General features: G+C 62.1%; 12 protein-coding genes. 8 read left to right on the forward strand and 4 right to left on the reverse strand.

What is annotated here, in order from left to right; translation table 11 throughout:
• Nucleotides 1-1036 precede the first annotated feature (1036 nt).
• Nucleotides 1037-2194: an EAL domain-containing response regulator gene (locus tag AC5P99_RS09790; RefSeq protein WP_495213088.1), complete on the forward strand. Its 1158-nt coding sequence runs from the start codon at nucleotides 1037-1039 to the stop codon at nucleotides 2192-2194.
• Nucleotides 2195-2406: 212 nt separating this feature from the next.
• Nucleotides 2407-3678, forward strand: coding sequence for a glutamate carboxypeptidase (locus AC5P99_RS09795; protein ID WP_495213089.1), 1272 nt, complete (start codon nucleotides 2407-2409; stop codon nucleotides 3676-3678).
• An 80-nt stretch (nucleotides 3679-3758) separates the two neighbouring features.
• Here AC5P99_RS09795 and AC5P99_RS09800 read toward each other — a convergent pair whose 3' ends face one another.
• Nucleotides 3759-4400: a response regulator gene (locus tag AC5P99_RS09800; RefSeq protein WP_495213090.1), complete on the reverse strand. Its 642-nt coding sequence runs from the start codon at nucleotides 4398-4400 to the stop codon at nucleotides 3759-3761.
• Nucleotides 4401-4697: 297 nt separating this feature from the next.
• Entirely contained in the window at nucleotides 4698-5045 is a 348-nt protein-coding gene (locus AC5P99_RS09805; RefSeq protein ID WP_495213091.1) for a hypothetical protein, read from the reverse strand.
• A gap of 335 nt (nucleotides 5046-5380) precedes the next feature.
• On the opposite strand from AC5P99_RS09805, the gene AC5P99_RS09810 reads away from it, so the two are divergent.
• The 3 genes from AC5P99_RS09810 (at nucleotide 5381) to AC5P99_RS09820 (ending at nucleotide 10307) form a co-directional block, all read left to right on the forward strand.
• A complete protein-coding gene (locus AC5P99_RS09810) occupies nucleotides 5381-8584 on the forward strand; it encodes a hybrid sensor histidine kinase/response regulator (RefSeq protein ID WP_495213092.1) in 3204 nt (1067 codons plus the stop codon).
• Between the two features lie 712 nt (nucleotides 8585-9296).
• A complete protein-coding gene (locus AC5P99_RS09815) occupies nucleotides 9297-9518 on the forward strand; it encodes a hypothetical protein (protein ID WP_495213093.1) in 222 nt (73 codons plus the stop codon).
• A gap of 69 nt (nucleotides 9519-9587) precedes the next feature.
• Entirely contained in the window at nucleotides 9588-10307 is a 720-nt protein-coding gene (locus tag AC5P99_RS09820) for a TonB-dependent receptor domain-containing protein (RefSeq protein ID WP_495213094.1), read from the forward strand.
• Here the strand turns inward: AC5P99_RS09820 and AC5P99_RS09825 are convergent.
• Both AC5P99_RS09825 and AC5P99_RS09830 read right to left on the reverse strand, forming a co-directional pair.
• Nucleotides 10229-10675, reverse strand: coding sequence for a 3-dehydroquinate dehydratase (locus AC5P99_RS09825; protein WP_495213095.1), 447 nt, complete (start codon nucleotides 10673-10675; stop codon nucleotides 10229-10231). The genes AC5P99_RS09820 and AC5P99_RS09825 overlap by 79 nt on opposite strands.
• 3 nt (nucleotides 10676-10678) lie before the next feature.
• The gene (locus AC5P99_RS09830) at nucleotides 10679-10978 is read right to left on the reverse strand and encodes a hypothetical protein (RefSeq protein WP_303748463.1); all 300 of its coding nucleotides are present in this window, start codon (nucleotides 10976-10978) and stop codon (nucleotides 10679-10681) included.
• Nucleotides 10979-11332: 354 nt separating this feature from the next.
• On the opposite strand from AC5P99_RS09830, the gene AC5P99_RS09835 reads away from it, so the two are divergent.
• The 3 genes from AC5P99_RS09835 to kdpB all read left to right on the forward strand — a co-directional run bounded on the left by AC5P99_RS09835 (nucleotide 11333) and on the right by kdpB (nucleotide 15980).
• Nucleotides 11333-12061 carry a TorF family putative porin gene (locus tag AC5P99_RS09835; RefSeq protein WP_495213096.1) on the forward strand — a complete coding sequence of 243 codons (729 nt, stop codon included), beginning with the start codon at nucleotides 11333-11335 and terminating at the stop codon, nucleotides 12059-12061.
• A 111-nt stretch (nucleotides 12062-12172) separates the two neighbouring features.
• Complete coding sequence (gene kdpA, locus AC5P99_RS09840) at nucleotides 12173-13906, forward strand: potassium-transporting ATPase subunit KdpA (protein ID WP_303748461.1); 1734 nt, start codon at nucleotides 12173-12175, stop codon at nucleotides 13904-13906.
• Between the two features lie 10 nt (nucleotides 13907-13916).
• Nucleotides 13917-15980, forward strand: coding sequence for a potassium-transporting ATPase subunit KdpB (gene kdpB, locus AC5P99_RS09845; RefSeq protein WP_495213097.1), 2064 nt, complete (start codon nucleotides 13917-13919; stop codon nucleotides 15978-15980).

Genomic DNA, 15980 nt, shown 5'->3' on the forward strand with positions numbered 1-15980 from the left:
ACCCGGGTGAAGGCGCTGTCAACATGATCGCCCGAGGCGGCTGTCTGAGGATTGTTGCAAAGCCCACACGTCGCGACGGAGACCGACCATGGCGCCAATCTGCCGGTCGTGGACGTAGAAGCGGCACCCTTGGCTCACCCAAGCAAGCCCGCTCGACGCAGCTTCGTTCCTCAACCACAGCTGCATCGCGGCACTTGCGTGGTATACATTGCTGACCGCCGCCAACTGCCGCCCCCAGTACTGTCAGTCGATCGCGCATACTGACTTCAGGTGCGCCCTACTCTTCAGCAGGTGTAGCCTGGCGCCGTAGCGAGGTGGCACTGATTGGGCACGTCCCGTCGATGTGCAGGGCGAACTCGAGCCACTGCGCCACCTCGCACCCTTCACAGAGGAAGAGAAGCGAATCACCGTCTGCGGCAGCGGAAAGGGAAACAAATAGCTGCACGACCACTGCGGGTTGAGTAAGCAGAACAATCCGCTTTACCGAATGCGTCCCCGAACCTATTGAATACGCCAGGAAGGAACTGCGGAGCTCTCTACGGAGTGCCTGCGACACCGCCGCTTCAGGGGTGTTCCTGCGAAGACACCAGCCCACCAGTACGCGTCTATTCTTAAATCGTACGAGGACAATCCCGTGATGTGCACCCCGCATCAAGGCTGTGCCATGAATAGGATTATGTACGTTCCGATTTGCCGTGAATATGCTTCTCCTGCATGAAAGAAGAGCCCTGCAGTTGTGCCTGCTTCTCGAGTAATGATGGTGCACTGTTCTACGCATGGAGAGGGATGCTGTGTATGCTTTCGAAACCGGATACCCCATTCCACCGAGGGGCCGCGGATGCAAATGCTAGGTCAGCCCAAGCCTGACCACCATCAGACGCGTCCTATATCAGTTGAAGACGGCTGCGATCATGCTTGCGGAGCTTCGGCACTGGCGCGCCTTCCAGAGAGGGCGCATTATCCGGAGGGGGCAAGTCATCCTCCGTAGTCGCTGTATCTGGGTAAGGGGTACTGCGTGGCACAGCGGGTTCTGATAGTGGAAGATCATCCGTTCCAGCTCGAGGTTCTGGCCGATCTATTCTGCAGTCGGCCGGGCGTCGAGGTGGAAGCATGCCTGTCCGCGGATGATGCCGCTGCGCGTTGCCGGGCCGTAGCGTACGACTTGGTTGTCAGCGACCTGAATATGCCGGGGATGGACGGGATCCAGTTCATCCAGCTCCTTTCCGGCCTGCCCCACCCACCGTTGCTCGCGCTGGTGAGCGTAGACCGCGGGCGGATGCTCGCCTCAGCCAAGCTGGCCGCTCAGTCACTGGGACTGAACGTGGTGGGCGTGCTGCGCAAGCCGGTCCAGGAAAGCGAGGTAGCGGAATTGCTGGGCGAGCTGGGCAGCATTCAGCAGAGCCCGGGTGGAAGGGTGCGCTCCCTCGGTGCCGAGCCAGGGGAGCAGGAGCTGCGTCGGGCGCTGCTGGACGGGCGCATCACAGCGTGGTTCCAACCCAAGGTCTGCATTCGAAGTGGACTCACGGTGGCCGCCGAGGCGTTGGCCCGTTGGGTGTCCGAGCACGACGGAGTACTGCCCCCGGCCAGGTTCCTGCCGGCCATCAGTCGGTTTGGTCTGGAGAAAGAACTGCTCCATCAGGTACTTGCAACGAGCATTCGGGCCCAGCGTCAGTGGCTGGCGGCCGGCCACCGCATTGCGGTTTCGGTCAACCTTCCAACACATATGCTGGAGCAATTGGATCTGCCAGATGAACTGCTGGCCTTTGTAGAGGAACGGGGCGGAGAGCCGGCACAGCTGTGCTTTGAGTTACTGGAAGACAGCATGACCGAACATGTAGGCGACTATCACGCTGGCGCCTGCCGCCTGCGCATGAAGGGTTTTGCATTAGCCCAAGATGATTTTGGGCAAGGCATGAGTTCGGTACATGGCCTGGTCAACACCCCCTTCAACGAGATCAAGATCGACCGGGCGCTCGTCCATGGCTGTTCGCGTGATCCCGCGTTGGGCATGGCCCTGGCGAACCTGATTCCGCTCATCCGCCAGCTGGAAATGACCAGCGTGGCTGAAGGCGTGGAAACCGAAGAAGACTTGGAGATGCTGAGAACACTGGGGTGTGATCTGGCCCAGGGATACTTGATCTCGCGACCGATGCCTGCGAGTGACTTCACCCGATTCCTTGTTCCGCCTCCCTGAATGCCGCTCGGATATGTCGATGGAAGGAGGTCGAAATCAGAATTGACTGATGGGTAAGTCGCGTGTGAAGCATCTAGATTCAACGACCATTCCCAAGTTTGACGGCATTCAATTCCGAGGCTCCGAGCACAGGATCAGCGCATCCTTGGCTTGACTCCTCCCCTCGTTCCAGCCCCATCATCGAGTCTGACCAGATCCCTAGGAGAACCCGCGTGCAGAATCGTATCATTCTGGCCTCCATGCTGATGCTCTGCTGCAGTCCACTCTTCGCCGCAGAGGTCGGCGCGGATGCTGACAAGGCGCTACGAGTGGCTGCGCAGAAGGAAGTCCCTTCCGTCATCTCAACGCTTGATGATTTGGTCAACATCGAGTCAGGGTCAAGCGACACGGCGGGCCTGACGCGGATTTCAACCTACCTCGCGTCGCGGTTGAAGCGTGTGGGCGCAACGGTAGATCGCCCTACGAACGCGGTTGACGGCGTGCCTATGGTGCGTGGTGTGCTGAGGGGCACCGGCGCGCTTCGGATCATGTTGATCGCCCACATGGACACGGTTTACGACGAGGGTATTCTTCGAATCGAGCCCTACCGGCGGGAAGGCAACCTGATCTATGGCCCCGGTATCGCCGATGACAAAGGCGGTGTTGCGGTGATCCTGCATTCGCTTGCCCTTCTGAGGGAGCGCGATTGGAAGGACTACGCCCAGGTAACTGTGTTGTTCAACCCGGATGAAGAAATTGGCTCTCCTGGCTCCGGCGAGACGATTGCTGCGTTGGCTGCCCAGCACGACGTGGTGCTGTCTTTTGAACCCTCACCAGCCAAGGCCGTTATCCAGAGCGAAGGCGTGCTGCTCAGCGCCGCAGGCACCTCGCAGGTTCTGATGACTGTGAACGGACGCGCTTCTCATGCTGGTGCTGCACCCGAGCAGGGCCGCAATGCGCTGCTGGAGCTTTCCAGCCGCCTGCTGCAGACGCGCTCCGCAGCCGAGGATGTGCAGGGTGCACACTTGAACTGGACCATGTCCAAAGCAGGGGCGGCGCGCAATCAGATCCCCGGTGAGGCATCGGCGGTCGGCGATGTGCGTGTTACCGAGGCCGATGCCAACGAACGCCTGTTGGCTGTACTGAAGGCGAAAACTGCCACGCCCGGTTTGATTCCGGAGACCACCACGACGGTAAGCCTCGATCCGCTGCGACCGATGTACGTTGCCGGTGAACGTGGCTCCGCACTTGCCGAGCGCGCCCGAAAGATTTACGCCGAACTGGACGGGCGCGAGCTGCTGTTCCATCCCACGACCAACGGTGGCACCGATGCTGGCTTTGCTGGTAGATCCGGGAAGGCCGCAGTGCTGGAGGGGTTGGGACTGGCAGGATGGGGCTACCATGCCAAGAACGAGTTCATCGAAGTGGATTCCATCGAGCCACGCCTTTACTTGGCGGCACGCATGATGATCGAGCTGGGTGCCGACGCTTCCGCAGAACGGTAGAAATCCACCCTCGAGGTTACGAATCCCGCCGCAGTTCTCGCTCTGCGAGGTGCGGAGAAAGAGTAGCCTGCTGCTTTCGCTCAGCCAAACAGCGAGGATCTCAGGCAGAACGTCACTAGTTCCTGATCTGTCTGCGTTCCGAGTTTGCACATTGCGCTGATTTTCTGCGTGCTGATTGTCTTGGTACTGCGGTTCAGTCGCTTCGCAATTTCGCCAACACTTGATCCACTGGCGAAGAGGCGGATTACCTCCAGCTCACGCGGCGACAGTAACTCCAATGGCGAGGGACTCCCTGCAGCAGGCATTGAGCTGTCAAGTGGTAGATCCGGTGAGCGATACTGCCGCTGCGCAGCCAGGGTCGCCAGGGCCGTGTTGAGTTCCCGAAGATCCCCACTTTTGCGCACAACGCCGCTGGCGCCAGCGCGGTACATTTCTGCAACGATGGTCGGGCTGGACACCATGGTCAGGATCAACACTCTGACACTTGGAAAACGCCGGGCGAGGTAGGAAATCAGCTTGATGCCATCGCCAAGATCATCGTCACTGGGCATGTTGTAGTCCGAAATCACAATATCCGGCTCACGCGCCTGCACAAGCGTGACAAGGGCTGCCGGCGTCTGGGCCTGTCCAATCAACTCAAATCCCGGGTTCCGGTCGATGAGATCGCGTATATCGGCCAGCACGATTGGATGATCATCGGCGATGACAATTGTGGTGTTCATATGCTCTGGGGATGCCAGCTGGGATCTCGGATGATCTTCGACAGTGGCCGACGGCCACGGGGGGGGGGGGGGGCAGCATCACTTATGCGTAGATGGTTGCGCCGTCCTCGCCTGAAAGACGAGTGCCACGTGGCGCAGTCTCCGCCCCTGCCAAGCAGGCCAGCAAGGTGTGGACACTGCCCCTGAGTCCCCGAACGCTGTCCCGCATGCAGAGGGTCATCCTTGCGGCGATCATTGCTCAGCTATCAGATAGCACCACGCTTGATGCAGAGCAAGGACTGCTCTCGGGGAACCAGATCAGTCCGCTGGTTTGTGAAGGCACACCAAAGGGCTGGCGATGGAGGGCACAGAAGCGGCCTGGATCAGAGCCGTCAGAATTGGCTGCACCTCAGCGTCGTCAGCCTCAGCTCTGATGAAGATCGGGGCGCGCAGATGCGCTGCAGCCAGGGCACGTTGCAGCTGTGCGCGCTGGTGGCGCAGGCCAGGCGCCAGGACAACCAGTTGTGGATCGATTCCATTTAGGAGGCAGACTTCCACAAACCGCGTTGCCAGATCGGGCTGGAAGAATGCAGCTACCGACTCATAGGCAGATGACTGCAGCAGGCATAGGCCCAACTCCAGTGGTACTGCCATGTCGATGCGCATGCGGCGGCGGAACTGCCGCGCGACCCTCGTCCGGCACCCGTCTGTCCCACCCAGCAACAGCATCCTTGCCATGCATCCCCCACCCCAACTACGCAGACATCACACAGTTGAAGCCACAGTCGCCTTGGCACCATCAGGCGGGTCTGAAATCCGATCGGGCGGAGGTTATACAGCCGGTCTGCGATACAAGAGTGCTTTGTGATATACGTCCGCTTGAAGCTTGGACCGCTTGGCGTAGCGGCCCGGACCGAGCCCCTCGACGCACACCTGGCGGCAGCCGGTTTGCCGAAGCCATTCCCACTCCACACGCCCACTGCCTGCCCTGGGATTCCTGCGTGAAGATCGATTCGCCGCCTGTCAACATGGTGTTAAAGAGGATTGCCGGCTCCGATTGGCTCGCGGTCGCACTTGCGGCGCTTTTGATCTTGGCAGGCAGCACGCTTGTGCTGCTGGTCGAGCGTGCAATCCAGTTGGCGCAGAGCAATGTCGCCCTGCAGTTCCGCGAATTGGAAGGCGCCTTCAGCGAGCAGGAGCGGTTCCTGCTTGGATGGAAGCTGCACGACGCGGATCTTGCCGCGCACTTGGGCGCAACCAGCGCGACTTCGGGCACTTCACAGTTGGACTGGACACTGGTGGGCCAGGGAACTCCGAATGCGAACGCAGAGCCAGCAGCGCTGGCCCGCGGATTCATCGACTTCTATCGGGATTTCTGGTCTCAGTCACGCTATCGCCCATCCCAGTGCCTGCTGGTCAACGGAAGCGGCACGCAGGGCGTGCTTGTCCCTTCCAAGTACAGCTCCCAGTATCAGAAACGCGGTGCTCCCACGCAGTTGCGCTCTGCGCTGGCCAGGGTACGCGAGGCGGTGCAGAGTCGCCCTAGATTGAGTGCGGGCCACGTGGCCTGGACTGAAGAGCCTTGGATCGACGGCCAACTGCGCTACGTTGCTGTAACCCGTGCGCCGGAGGACGGTTCGCTTTGGGGCGAAGCGGGGAGCAGCACCGTTCCCGCCATTGCTTGCCTGATGGAAACCGATGGGCTGCTGGCCGATCTGCAGGCTGGCGGCGCAAGTGAATTCACCCGGCTTTCGTTGTTCACACCAGCCGGAACACCACTGGTCGGTGATGCCAACGTCGCGCGGAAGGGACCCGCCAAGCGTTTCGGCCCGCAGGGTTTGGAGCTTCGCATGGAGGGACGCGGCGGTTGGACGGCGGTCTATACAGTCAGTCTGCGGAAACTGCTGCTGGGCAACGAAGGGACATTGATAGCGGGTGCCCTGCTGGCATTGGTGACTGGCCTGGCCGCTGCGCTGCTTTTCAGGGCACGTCGCCGGGGCATTCTCGGACAGTTGCGTGCGCGCGACGAGCAGCTGCTGGAAAGCCAGGAATTCAGCCGCGCGTTCCTCGACAGTGCGCCGGTCGGCGTTTGCCTGCTGCGCAGGCACGATGGCAGCATTCTGCTCGACAATGTGCGGGCCCGGCGCTTCCTTGGGGGCGACCACGACCACGGTGGATGGCAGGCCGCGTGGCGGCATCAGGTCCAAGCCGTCGATGGTGAGGGGGATATCCCCTACACCACACCCGACGGCCGCCACCTGATGATTAGCGCTACGCCGGTGAGGTTCGACGGCGAGGATGCCCTGCTCTGCCTGTTTGTTGATGTGACGCTACAACAGCAGAGCGAACAGGCGATGCGCGCTGCACAGGCCGACTCTGAGGCGGCCAATCAAGCCAAGAGCCAGTTCCTGGCAATGATCAGCCATGAAATCCGCACCCCGCTGTACGGCGTGCTGGGCACTTTGGAACTGTTGGGGTTGACCACGCTTGAGCCTCGCCAGCGCGAGTATCTGCGCACCGTGGAGGCTTCGTCTTCTACATTGTTGCATCTGATAGATGACATCCTGGACATCAGCAAGGCCGAGGCCGGCCAGTTGCAGCTGGTTGAGGGGTCTTTCACCCCGGAGGACCTGACCGAAGACATTGTCACCGCCTGGAGTGGTGCTGCCCGCAGCAAAGGCCTAAGTTTCTATGCCGTCATCGATGCGCAGGTGCCAGCCACCATGACCGGTGACGCTGCGCGGATCAGGCAAGTGCTGAACAATCTGATCAGCAACGCCATCAAGTTTACAGAGCAGGGCCGTGTGACACTGCGCCTGAGCAAGCGCTCAGCAGAGGATCACGAACTGCTCTGCTGGCAGGTTTCCGATTCGGGAGTGGGCATCTCGTTAGAGAACCAGGCACGGCTCTTCGAACGCTTCTACCAAGTGCATCAGGGCAATCATGGAAAGCAAGGCACGGGGCTGGGTCTGGCCATCTGTGCGCTGCTTTCGGCAATGATGGGGGGCAGAATCGCAGTCACCAGTGAACTGGGGCTGGGCAGCAGCTTCACACTGGAGATTCCGGTCCGTGATGCCAGCGCCGCACCGGCCCTGCCGGCGGCAACGCAGTGGCCATTGACGGAAACTCTACTCGTGCGGGGCGAGCCGCCGGCTGTGATGCACAGCCTGGTCGAGCGCCTTACACGGCGAGGATTTAGTGCGATAGCCTTGGGTCCACAGCACACTCCGCCGCCCGGCGATTCTTCGCCGCTGCTGGAGATACTGCTGAGCGGTACATTGATGCCAAGTGCATGGGGCGGCCCGCACGTGGTGGCCACCTACTCGGGAGGTGAGCAACCTGAACTGGCCGATGGATGCTGGTGGGTAACGCCCCACCGATTGGATGCAATAGTAGAGGCGATTGCCATGTCTACCGGTACAGCGCCGGGCATCCATATGACGCATCCGTTGCAGGCGGTGCGCCAATTGGGATTGACGGTCCTGGTAGCCGAGGACAATCCGATCAACCAAGCCATCCTGCGCGACCAGCTTGAGCAGCTGGGGTGCCAGTCCGTCATTGCCGCAGATGGACGCGAAGCGCTGGGGTACTGCGGCGAGCGCTCCTTCTCGCTGCTGTTGACCGATCTCAACATGCCGGTGATGGACGGGTACGCTCTCGCCACCGCCGTCCGCCAGAAGGGGCTGAATTTGCCCATCGTAGGCACTACTGCCAATGCCGACCCGGGCGAACGGGAACGTTGTCGACGCGCGGGCATGAATGGGCTACTGATCAAACCGATCACATTGAAGGAACTGCAGTCCATGCTGCTGAACCTGCCGTCAATCTCGAGCCAAAACAACGGTGGACGAATGACGCCAAACAGCGCTCCACCAGTTGCAGCAACGATCGACGAGCTGGCTACCGCGCAGCCGCTGGTCGTGCCATCGCGGCACCGTCTCTTGTTCCTAGAGACCATGAGCCAAGATCTTGCGAAACTGCGTTACGCCATCATGCAAGAGTCTGCCGCTCAGACCGCAGCAGTCCTGCATCGAATCTGCGGAGCGCTGACGATTGCCGGTGCGTCACAGCTTGCTGAGCTGGGAGCTTCGGCCGAAGACGAACTGCGCCTTAGCCCACCATTGCCATTAGCTTGGGATCACGTGCGCCGGTTCGCCGCCATTCTCGAGGCATCCCTGCTGGGCATGTCCGATGCGGCTTCTTAACCGACGCGGATGCTCATTAGAGAATTCTTCACTGCAGGCTACCCAAGATATCTCACTGTCCTCTCCTACCCCCGATAAACCGTCCTAATCCCCTACCCTGATCAATGGTCGCTCTCGGCCAGAAGCGAACGTTGGTTGTCGGCTACCACGCGCCGTCCAAGAGATGAGAAGGAAGCTTCTCTAGTGCCCCCTGCGGTGCATCCACTTTCCAATACACGAAGCAACAACCGCACCCATCAAAGTTCGGGGCAGATAGCCATGTTGGCTCGCCAGTGTTCCAACCATTGCTCGACAAGCTCCCACTCGGCGTTGAACGTAGCCACGGCTCCGGCGTCGTCGGCCTTACCTAGCAGGACACTTATGACAGCTCGCGGCATGGGAGGAAAATGTCTGCTTTGGGTCGAAAGCGGAGAATAGCGCCGGACCAAGCCCCGACGCTGTGCTGATGTCTGCTCCCTGCCAAAAGCGGACGTAGCGCGTGCCTCTGCTTCCAAGCTGCGTAAGAAGAGCCTCGCCTACATCGGGCACGGATCGACCTCTTCTATCCTACGAGGCCCCGCCCGCCTTGAGAGCCAGCATGCACGACAAGCTTTGGGGTTGGCGCGCTTGCTGATGGCGATTCGAGCTTGATACGGTCGCAATAGTTGCGATAGATAGGGGGAGTGACAGCGCGCTTGTTAGCGTGTCCTTGTTCCCATTCCTGGTGCTGCGAATGGAAAAGCGCGGCCTTGCCGCTGCGGCACTTTGCGTCCTCTTGGCCGTCGCAGTGTGGATGCACTGGCCCGAACCTGCAGGCGAGCAAGTGCGGGTCTATCAAGTACTGCACGCGTTCGATAACCGGTTGCTGCGAAGTGATGCGCTCGGCTTCGTGGCCGCAACGGCCGAAGAGGGTTTCGAACTGCACACGCGCTATTCCGAAGCGACATCCTTCTAGATCCGATGCAAAGGCGTTCGGGTGCTGACGGTGGAGAACGCGTCGCCGCGTGTGATGATCCGGATCCCTATGGATGTACTGCAGCGTGCGCCTGATATCGCATACCTGCACACCAACTTCCGCCGTTGGCTGACCCAAGACCCGAACCGCGCGCGGTTGCAACTGGTCAACGTGGAGGGCGTGACCCGCACCCGTGGCAGTGAACTGCTGCTGGGCTATCGCTGGCAGGACATCAGGGTGACCGGCAGTTATGTCTACACCGATGCGCGCGACCCCAGTGAGGAAGGTGCTGGCCGCCGTCCGGTTTCACTAACGCCCCGGCACAGCGCAGGCCTGGTGGCCATGTGGGAGCAGCATGACCGTGGCCGAATCGGCCTCGAGGCCTACTACACCGGCGTCCAGGCGCTTGATGACAATCCCTGGCGTAGATGCAGCCGGCCGTCCCTGGAAGTCGGTGCGCTGGGAGAAATCGTGCTGGGAAAAGTCAGCCTGTTCCTCAATCTGGAAAACACCCTCAGCGTCCGCCAAAGCGGTTACAACTCGATACTGCGGGCCCCGTCGCGCCGACGATGGCCAGTGGACCGTGGGTGCTTGGGCACCACTGGAAGCACTTGTGGTGAACGGTGGTTTGAGGATGAAGTTCTAGCTGGCGATGTTCTTGTCGGCCTCTGGCCTGCCCGGCAGGCCAGAGGGGTAAAGAGGGGCATTACTCAGGTGCCGACGTGGAACGGGTTACAGTGTTCGGTAAGCCCGAGATGCTCCAGGGCAATCTCCAGCCCCAGCGCATAGCTCTGCGCACCGTAGCCGCTGGCCACGGCCAGCCTGCGGCCAGAACCTGACGGGATACAGGCCTCGCGCTCTGCGCCGTCATCATGCACTTCCACGTAGGCGTTGTGCAGATGCGGCAGCAGACGCTGCAGGCGCGTGCTGTCGGCACAGGCACCCGGGTCCAGCAGGGTTACTTCGCCGCGGCTGTGGTCGGCCACACGCAGCGCGTCCAGCAGCTCCTGCTCCGACCCGCAGGCGCGGATGGCGATGGTGGTGCCGGCATCGATTGCACGTTCCACCAGCGCCTTCAACACCGGGCTGGGCAGCGGTGTCGCGGTGCGGATAAGACGACCGGTCGCTTCCGGGCCACGAATGATGAAAATGGACATGTTTCAGGCCTCCAGAGCCAGGCGATGGCGGATGATGCCGAGCGACAGCGGGTAACCACCCTGCGTGCTGCGGTGGTCGGCCACCACCGCCGCCGGCGCGTGCTGCAGGCGCAGCCGTGATTCAAGATCGAACCCGGCCATGCCCTGCACCTCGATGTACTGCGCCGGCAGTGTTTCCAGCGCGGCACCCAGTGCACCGGACTGCTCATGCCACTGCTGCTCATCCACGTTGCCCAGCTCAAGCACGACCCAGTCGTTGGGGCGTGCTTCAATCTGGCACAGGCACTGGCTCACCTCTTCCACGCAGCTGCATTCCCTGCACACCACAGCATGGTTGCCCAGGTGTGCGGGCAAGTCCGGCGTTTCGTTGCTGCGGGCTGCGTGGCGTATCACGATGACGGTCATTGTCGTTCTGGTTTCACACCCTGCGGTGCGGTGATGCCATGGTCTTCGCGGCGGCCGTAAAATCGCCAGACGTTTTTGCGAGCCCCCACATAAAATCACCGTAATGGACCGCCACCAGTCCCCCGGCTGCAAACAAGCCGTGAAATTTTATGAAGAATTTACGCGGCATATCAGCCGGGGAATGGGCTTTTTACAGGCATCGATTCGACAATTTCTCATCGGCTGAACAGCCATTCCGTGAGTTGTCCTTTCATGTCTCTGCATCTTTTCCCGGGCCAGCCCTTCAGCGCCCAGGCGATTGTCGCCCGCGGTATCGCTGGGCTTGCCCTGTTTGCCGGCGCGGCGTTCAGCAGTAACGCGGCCACCGTCACCGGCTCGGCGGCCATTGCCAACGACTACGTCTGGCGCGGCTCCAGCCAGACCCAAGGCGACGCGGCCGTCCAGGCTGGTTTCAAGGCCAGCGCAGAATCAGGCTGGTACGCATCGGTGTGGGGCTCCAATGTCGAGTTCGCACCGGACACCCATGCCAGCAGCGAACTGGATTTCGTTGCCGGCTGGTCGGGTGGCCTGTCTGATGACTGGGCACTGGACGTCAACCTGACCCATTACCGGTACCCGTCCACCACCGTGGACCTGAACTGGACCGAATTGAACAGCACCGTCACCTGGAAGCAGAACTATTGGCTGCAGGTAGCGTACTCGCCCGACGCGCTGGCCACCGATGAGCGCGGCATCTACGCGCAGCTGGGTGCTCGCCTGCCGGTGAGCGACACCGTGCGTCTGGAGGCAGCGGTCGGCCATTACTGGCTAGAAGACGCCTACAACGACAGCTACACCCACGGCCAGCTCAGCGGGATCTGGGCCTTCAAGGCGCCCTTCGAACTGCGCGTGACCGCCCACGCTACCGATTCGGCGGCCAAGCGCATCTTCCCTGACCTGGCCGGCTCGCGCATCGAAGCCGCACTGCAGGCATCGTTCTGAGCTGAGCCAAGCATCGCATCGTAGTCACCTCACCCCTGCCATCGGGGGTGTGCGTGCTGGCCGCTCCAGCCGCACGACCTGCGATCCAACCACAACAAGGTGGGACATCCCATGTTTGAGTTCCTTTCCGTGTTCGCGCTGGCCCTGCTGCTGGGCTGGCCTATCGGTCGCTATCTGGCGGCCGTCATGCGTGGCAACCCCATGTGGGGTGACCGCGTCTTCGGCCTGATCGAACGGCCTCTCTATCGCATCCTGGGTGTCGCACCTGGCCAGGGCATGGGGTGGAAGCAGTACGTCAAAGCCTTCCTGATCAGCAACCTAATGCTGGGCGTGCTCACACTGGCGATCTTCATGACCCAGGCCTGGTTGCCGCTCAACCCCAATGATGCGCCGAACATGCGCTGGGATCTGGCGCTGCACACCATGGTCTCGTTCCTGACCAACACCAACCAGCAGCACTATTCCGGCCAGGCCCAGCTGTCCTACTTCGCGCAGATGACCGGCATCCTTGGCCTGCAGGTGATCACCCCGATGATGGGCCTGGCGCTGGTGGTGGCGACCCTGCGCGGCCTGTTTGGCGGGCGCACGCGCGAGGCACTGGCCAGCACGGCCAACGCCGCCTCGAACAAGACGCCGACGGCTGACGTCGAGCCGGATCTGGGCAACTATTGGGCCGATATCATCCGCCCCGCCGTGCGCCTGATGCTGCCGCTGTGCCTGCTCTGGTCGCTGCTGCTGACCTGGCAGGGTGTGCCGTCCACCCTAAACGGTGGCCCAGTGGCAACGCCCATCGACGCTTCAGCCGGCATGGCCGAGCAGAAGATCCCGCTGGGCCCGGTGGCCTCCATGGTCGCGGCCAAGCAACTGGGTACCAACGGTGGTGGCTGGTATGGCCCCAACAGCACCGTGCCGCTGGAAAACCCGACCGCCATTTCCAACCTTCTGGAAACCCTGGCGCTGATTCTCATTCCGGTCAGCATCGCCTTCATGGTCAGCGCCTTCACCGGCCGCCGCCGCTTCACCGCCTTGGTGGTCGGCACCATGCTGTCGATGTCACTGGTGTCGGCCGGCGTGGCCCTGTGGTCAGAATCGCTGTCCTCCACCACGACCGACATCGCCTTGATGGAGGGCAAGGAAGTGCGCTTCGGCGCCGAGCCTTCCGCGCTCTGGGCCGCGCTGACCACGCAGACCTCTAACGGCTCGGTCAACGCCATGCATGACTCGCTGGCGCCGCTCACCGGCATGGTCACCATCAGCAACATGCTGGTCAATTCCATCTGGGGCGGCGTGGGCTGCGGCCTGCAGCAGTTCATCGTCTACCTGTTGCTGAGCGTGTTCCTGGCCGGCCTGATGACCGGACGCACGCCGGAGCTGTTCGGCCGCAAGATCGAAGCCCCGGAAGTAAAGCTGCTGGCCGTGCTGGTGCTGCTGCAGCCGCTGGTACTGCTGACGCTGACTGCCATTACCCTGGCCGTACCCAGCCTCACCGGTAACTCCAATCCCTCCTTCCACGGCATCAGCCAGGTGTTCTATGAGTTCACCTCGGCCTTCGCCAACAACGGGTCCGGCTTCGAAGGTCTGGGAGACGCCACCTATTGGTGGAACCTGAGCTGCGCCGTAGTTCTGGCCCTGGGCCGATACCCTGCGCTGATCATCCCACTGGTCATCTCGGCCATGCTGGCACGAAAGCGTGCCGTGCCTGAAAGCCCGGGCACGCTGCACGTTGAGACGCCGACCTTTGCACTCACCCTGATCGCTGTGGTCGTCATCCTGACCCTGCTTCAGTTCATGCCGGTTCTGGTTCTGGGCCCCATCGCCGATCACCTCGCGCTCAAGGCCTTCTGAGGATTCCACAATGACTGATACTTCCATGCACAAGGGGCAGCGCCCCGGCCGCCCGGCGTTGCTCGATGCTGCCGGCTTCAGGGCCGCTGTCATTGCTTCCTGCGCCAAGCTTTCCCCTGGCCACGCCTTTCGCAACCCGGTGATGGCCGTGGTGTGGCTGGGCACCCTGCTCACCGCAGGCCTCACCCTTGGCGGCAAGGCTGCCGCCGGCCCCGGCTGGGCGGTTACGGCGCTGCTGCTGGTAACTGTGCTGTTCGCCAATTTCGCCGAGGCCGTTGCAGAAGCACGCGGCCGAGGCCAGGCCGCCTCGCTGCGCCGCGCACGCAAGGATCTGGTGGCACGCAAGATCGCCGATGCAGCCAGGTCCGCCAGCGAGGTCTCGGTGCCCGCGGCCGAGTTGCGGCCGAACGACCTGGTAGTGGTGTCGGCGGGCGAGATCGTGCCGGCCGACGGTGAGATCATTCGTGGCTTGGCCACCATCAACGAATCGGCGGTCACCGGCGAGTCGGCCCCGGTGCTGCGCGAGGCCGGTACCGACCGCTCCGGCGTCATCGGTGGTACCAAAGTACTGTCGGACGAAATCGTGGTGCGAGTCACCGCCGAGCCTGGCAACAGCTTCTTGGACCGCATGATCTCGCTGGTAGAAGGTGCCAATCGGCAGAAGACCCCCAACGAAATCGCGCTGGGGCTGCTGCTGATCACGATGACATTGACGTTCCTGATCGTCGTGCTGACCTTGCCGTCGATTGCCGGCTTCGTAGGCATCACGCTGGATCCGCTGCTACTGGTGGCGCTGCTGGTGTGCCTCATTCCGACCACCATCGGCGGCCTGCTGCCGGCCATCGGCATCGCCGGCATGAACCGTGCGCTGTCTGCCAACGTGCTGGCCAAGTCGGGCAAGGCCGTGGAAGTGGCTGGTGACGTGGACGTGCTGCTGCTGGACAAGACCGGCACTATCACCCACGGTGATCGCCAGGCAACGGCCTTCCACCCGCTTGCAGGCGTGGACCTGGACCGTCTGCGAGAAGCCGCGCTGCTGTCCTCGCTGGCTGACCCGACTCCGGAAGGCAAGTCGATCGTCAAGCTGGCACGCCAGCCCAACACGCCCATCGAAGAGCCGGCCAACGCACACTTCGTGCCGTTCAGCGCACACACCCGCATGTCCGGCGTCGATCTGAGCCTGGCCGATGGGCAGGTGCGCGCCATCCGCAAGGGCGCCATCGATGCCATGGTGAAGTACGCGCAGTCGCTGGGCTCGGAGCCCTCACCTGAACTGTCCGCACGCGTGGAACAGGTTGCACGCAACGGCGCCACGCCGTTGGTGGTAGCCGATGGTCGACACCTGCTGGGCGTCATCGAACTGTCCGACGTGGTCAAGCACGGTATCAAGGAAAAGTTTGCCCAGCTGCGCGCCATGGGCATCAAGACCGTGATGATCACGGGCGACAACCCGTTGACCGCTGCAGCCATCGCCGCCGAAGCGGGTGTGGATGACTACATCGCCGAAGCGCGTCCGGAAGACAAGCTGGCCCGCATCCGCCAGGAACAGGCCTCCGGTCGTCTGGTCGCCATGGTGGGTGACGGTACCAACGACGCACCTGCGCTTGCACAGGCCGACGTGGGCCTGGCGATGAACTCGGGTACGCAGGCCGCCAAGGAAGCCGGCAACATGGTGGATCTGGATTCGGATCCGGCCAAGCTGCTGCAGGTGGTTGAAGTGGGCAAGCAGCAGCTGATCACACGCGGTGCGCTGACCACCTTCTCGCTGGCCAATGACGTGTCCAAGTACTTCGCCATCCTCCCGGCGATGTTCGCGGCCGTACCTTCAATGGCCGCGCTGAACGTGATGCACCTTTCCAACCCGACCAATGCCGTGATTGCGGCGCTGATCTTCAACGCGATCATCATCCCGATCCTGATTCCGCTCGCTCTGCGTGGCGTCCGCTTCCGCGCCGCGAGTGCTACGGCGCTGCTGCGCCGCAACGTGCTGGTCTACGGCTTGGGCGGCGTGCTGCTGCCGTTCCCGGCCATCAAACTGATCGACATGGCGCTGGCCGCGCTGTTCGGTGCCTGA

It is taken from the genome of Stenotrophomonas sp. YJH_SMC_80, from assembly GCF_059372495.1.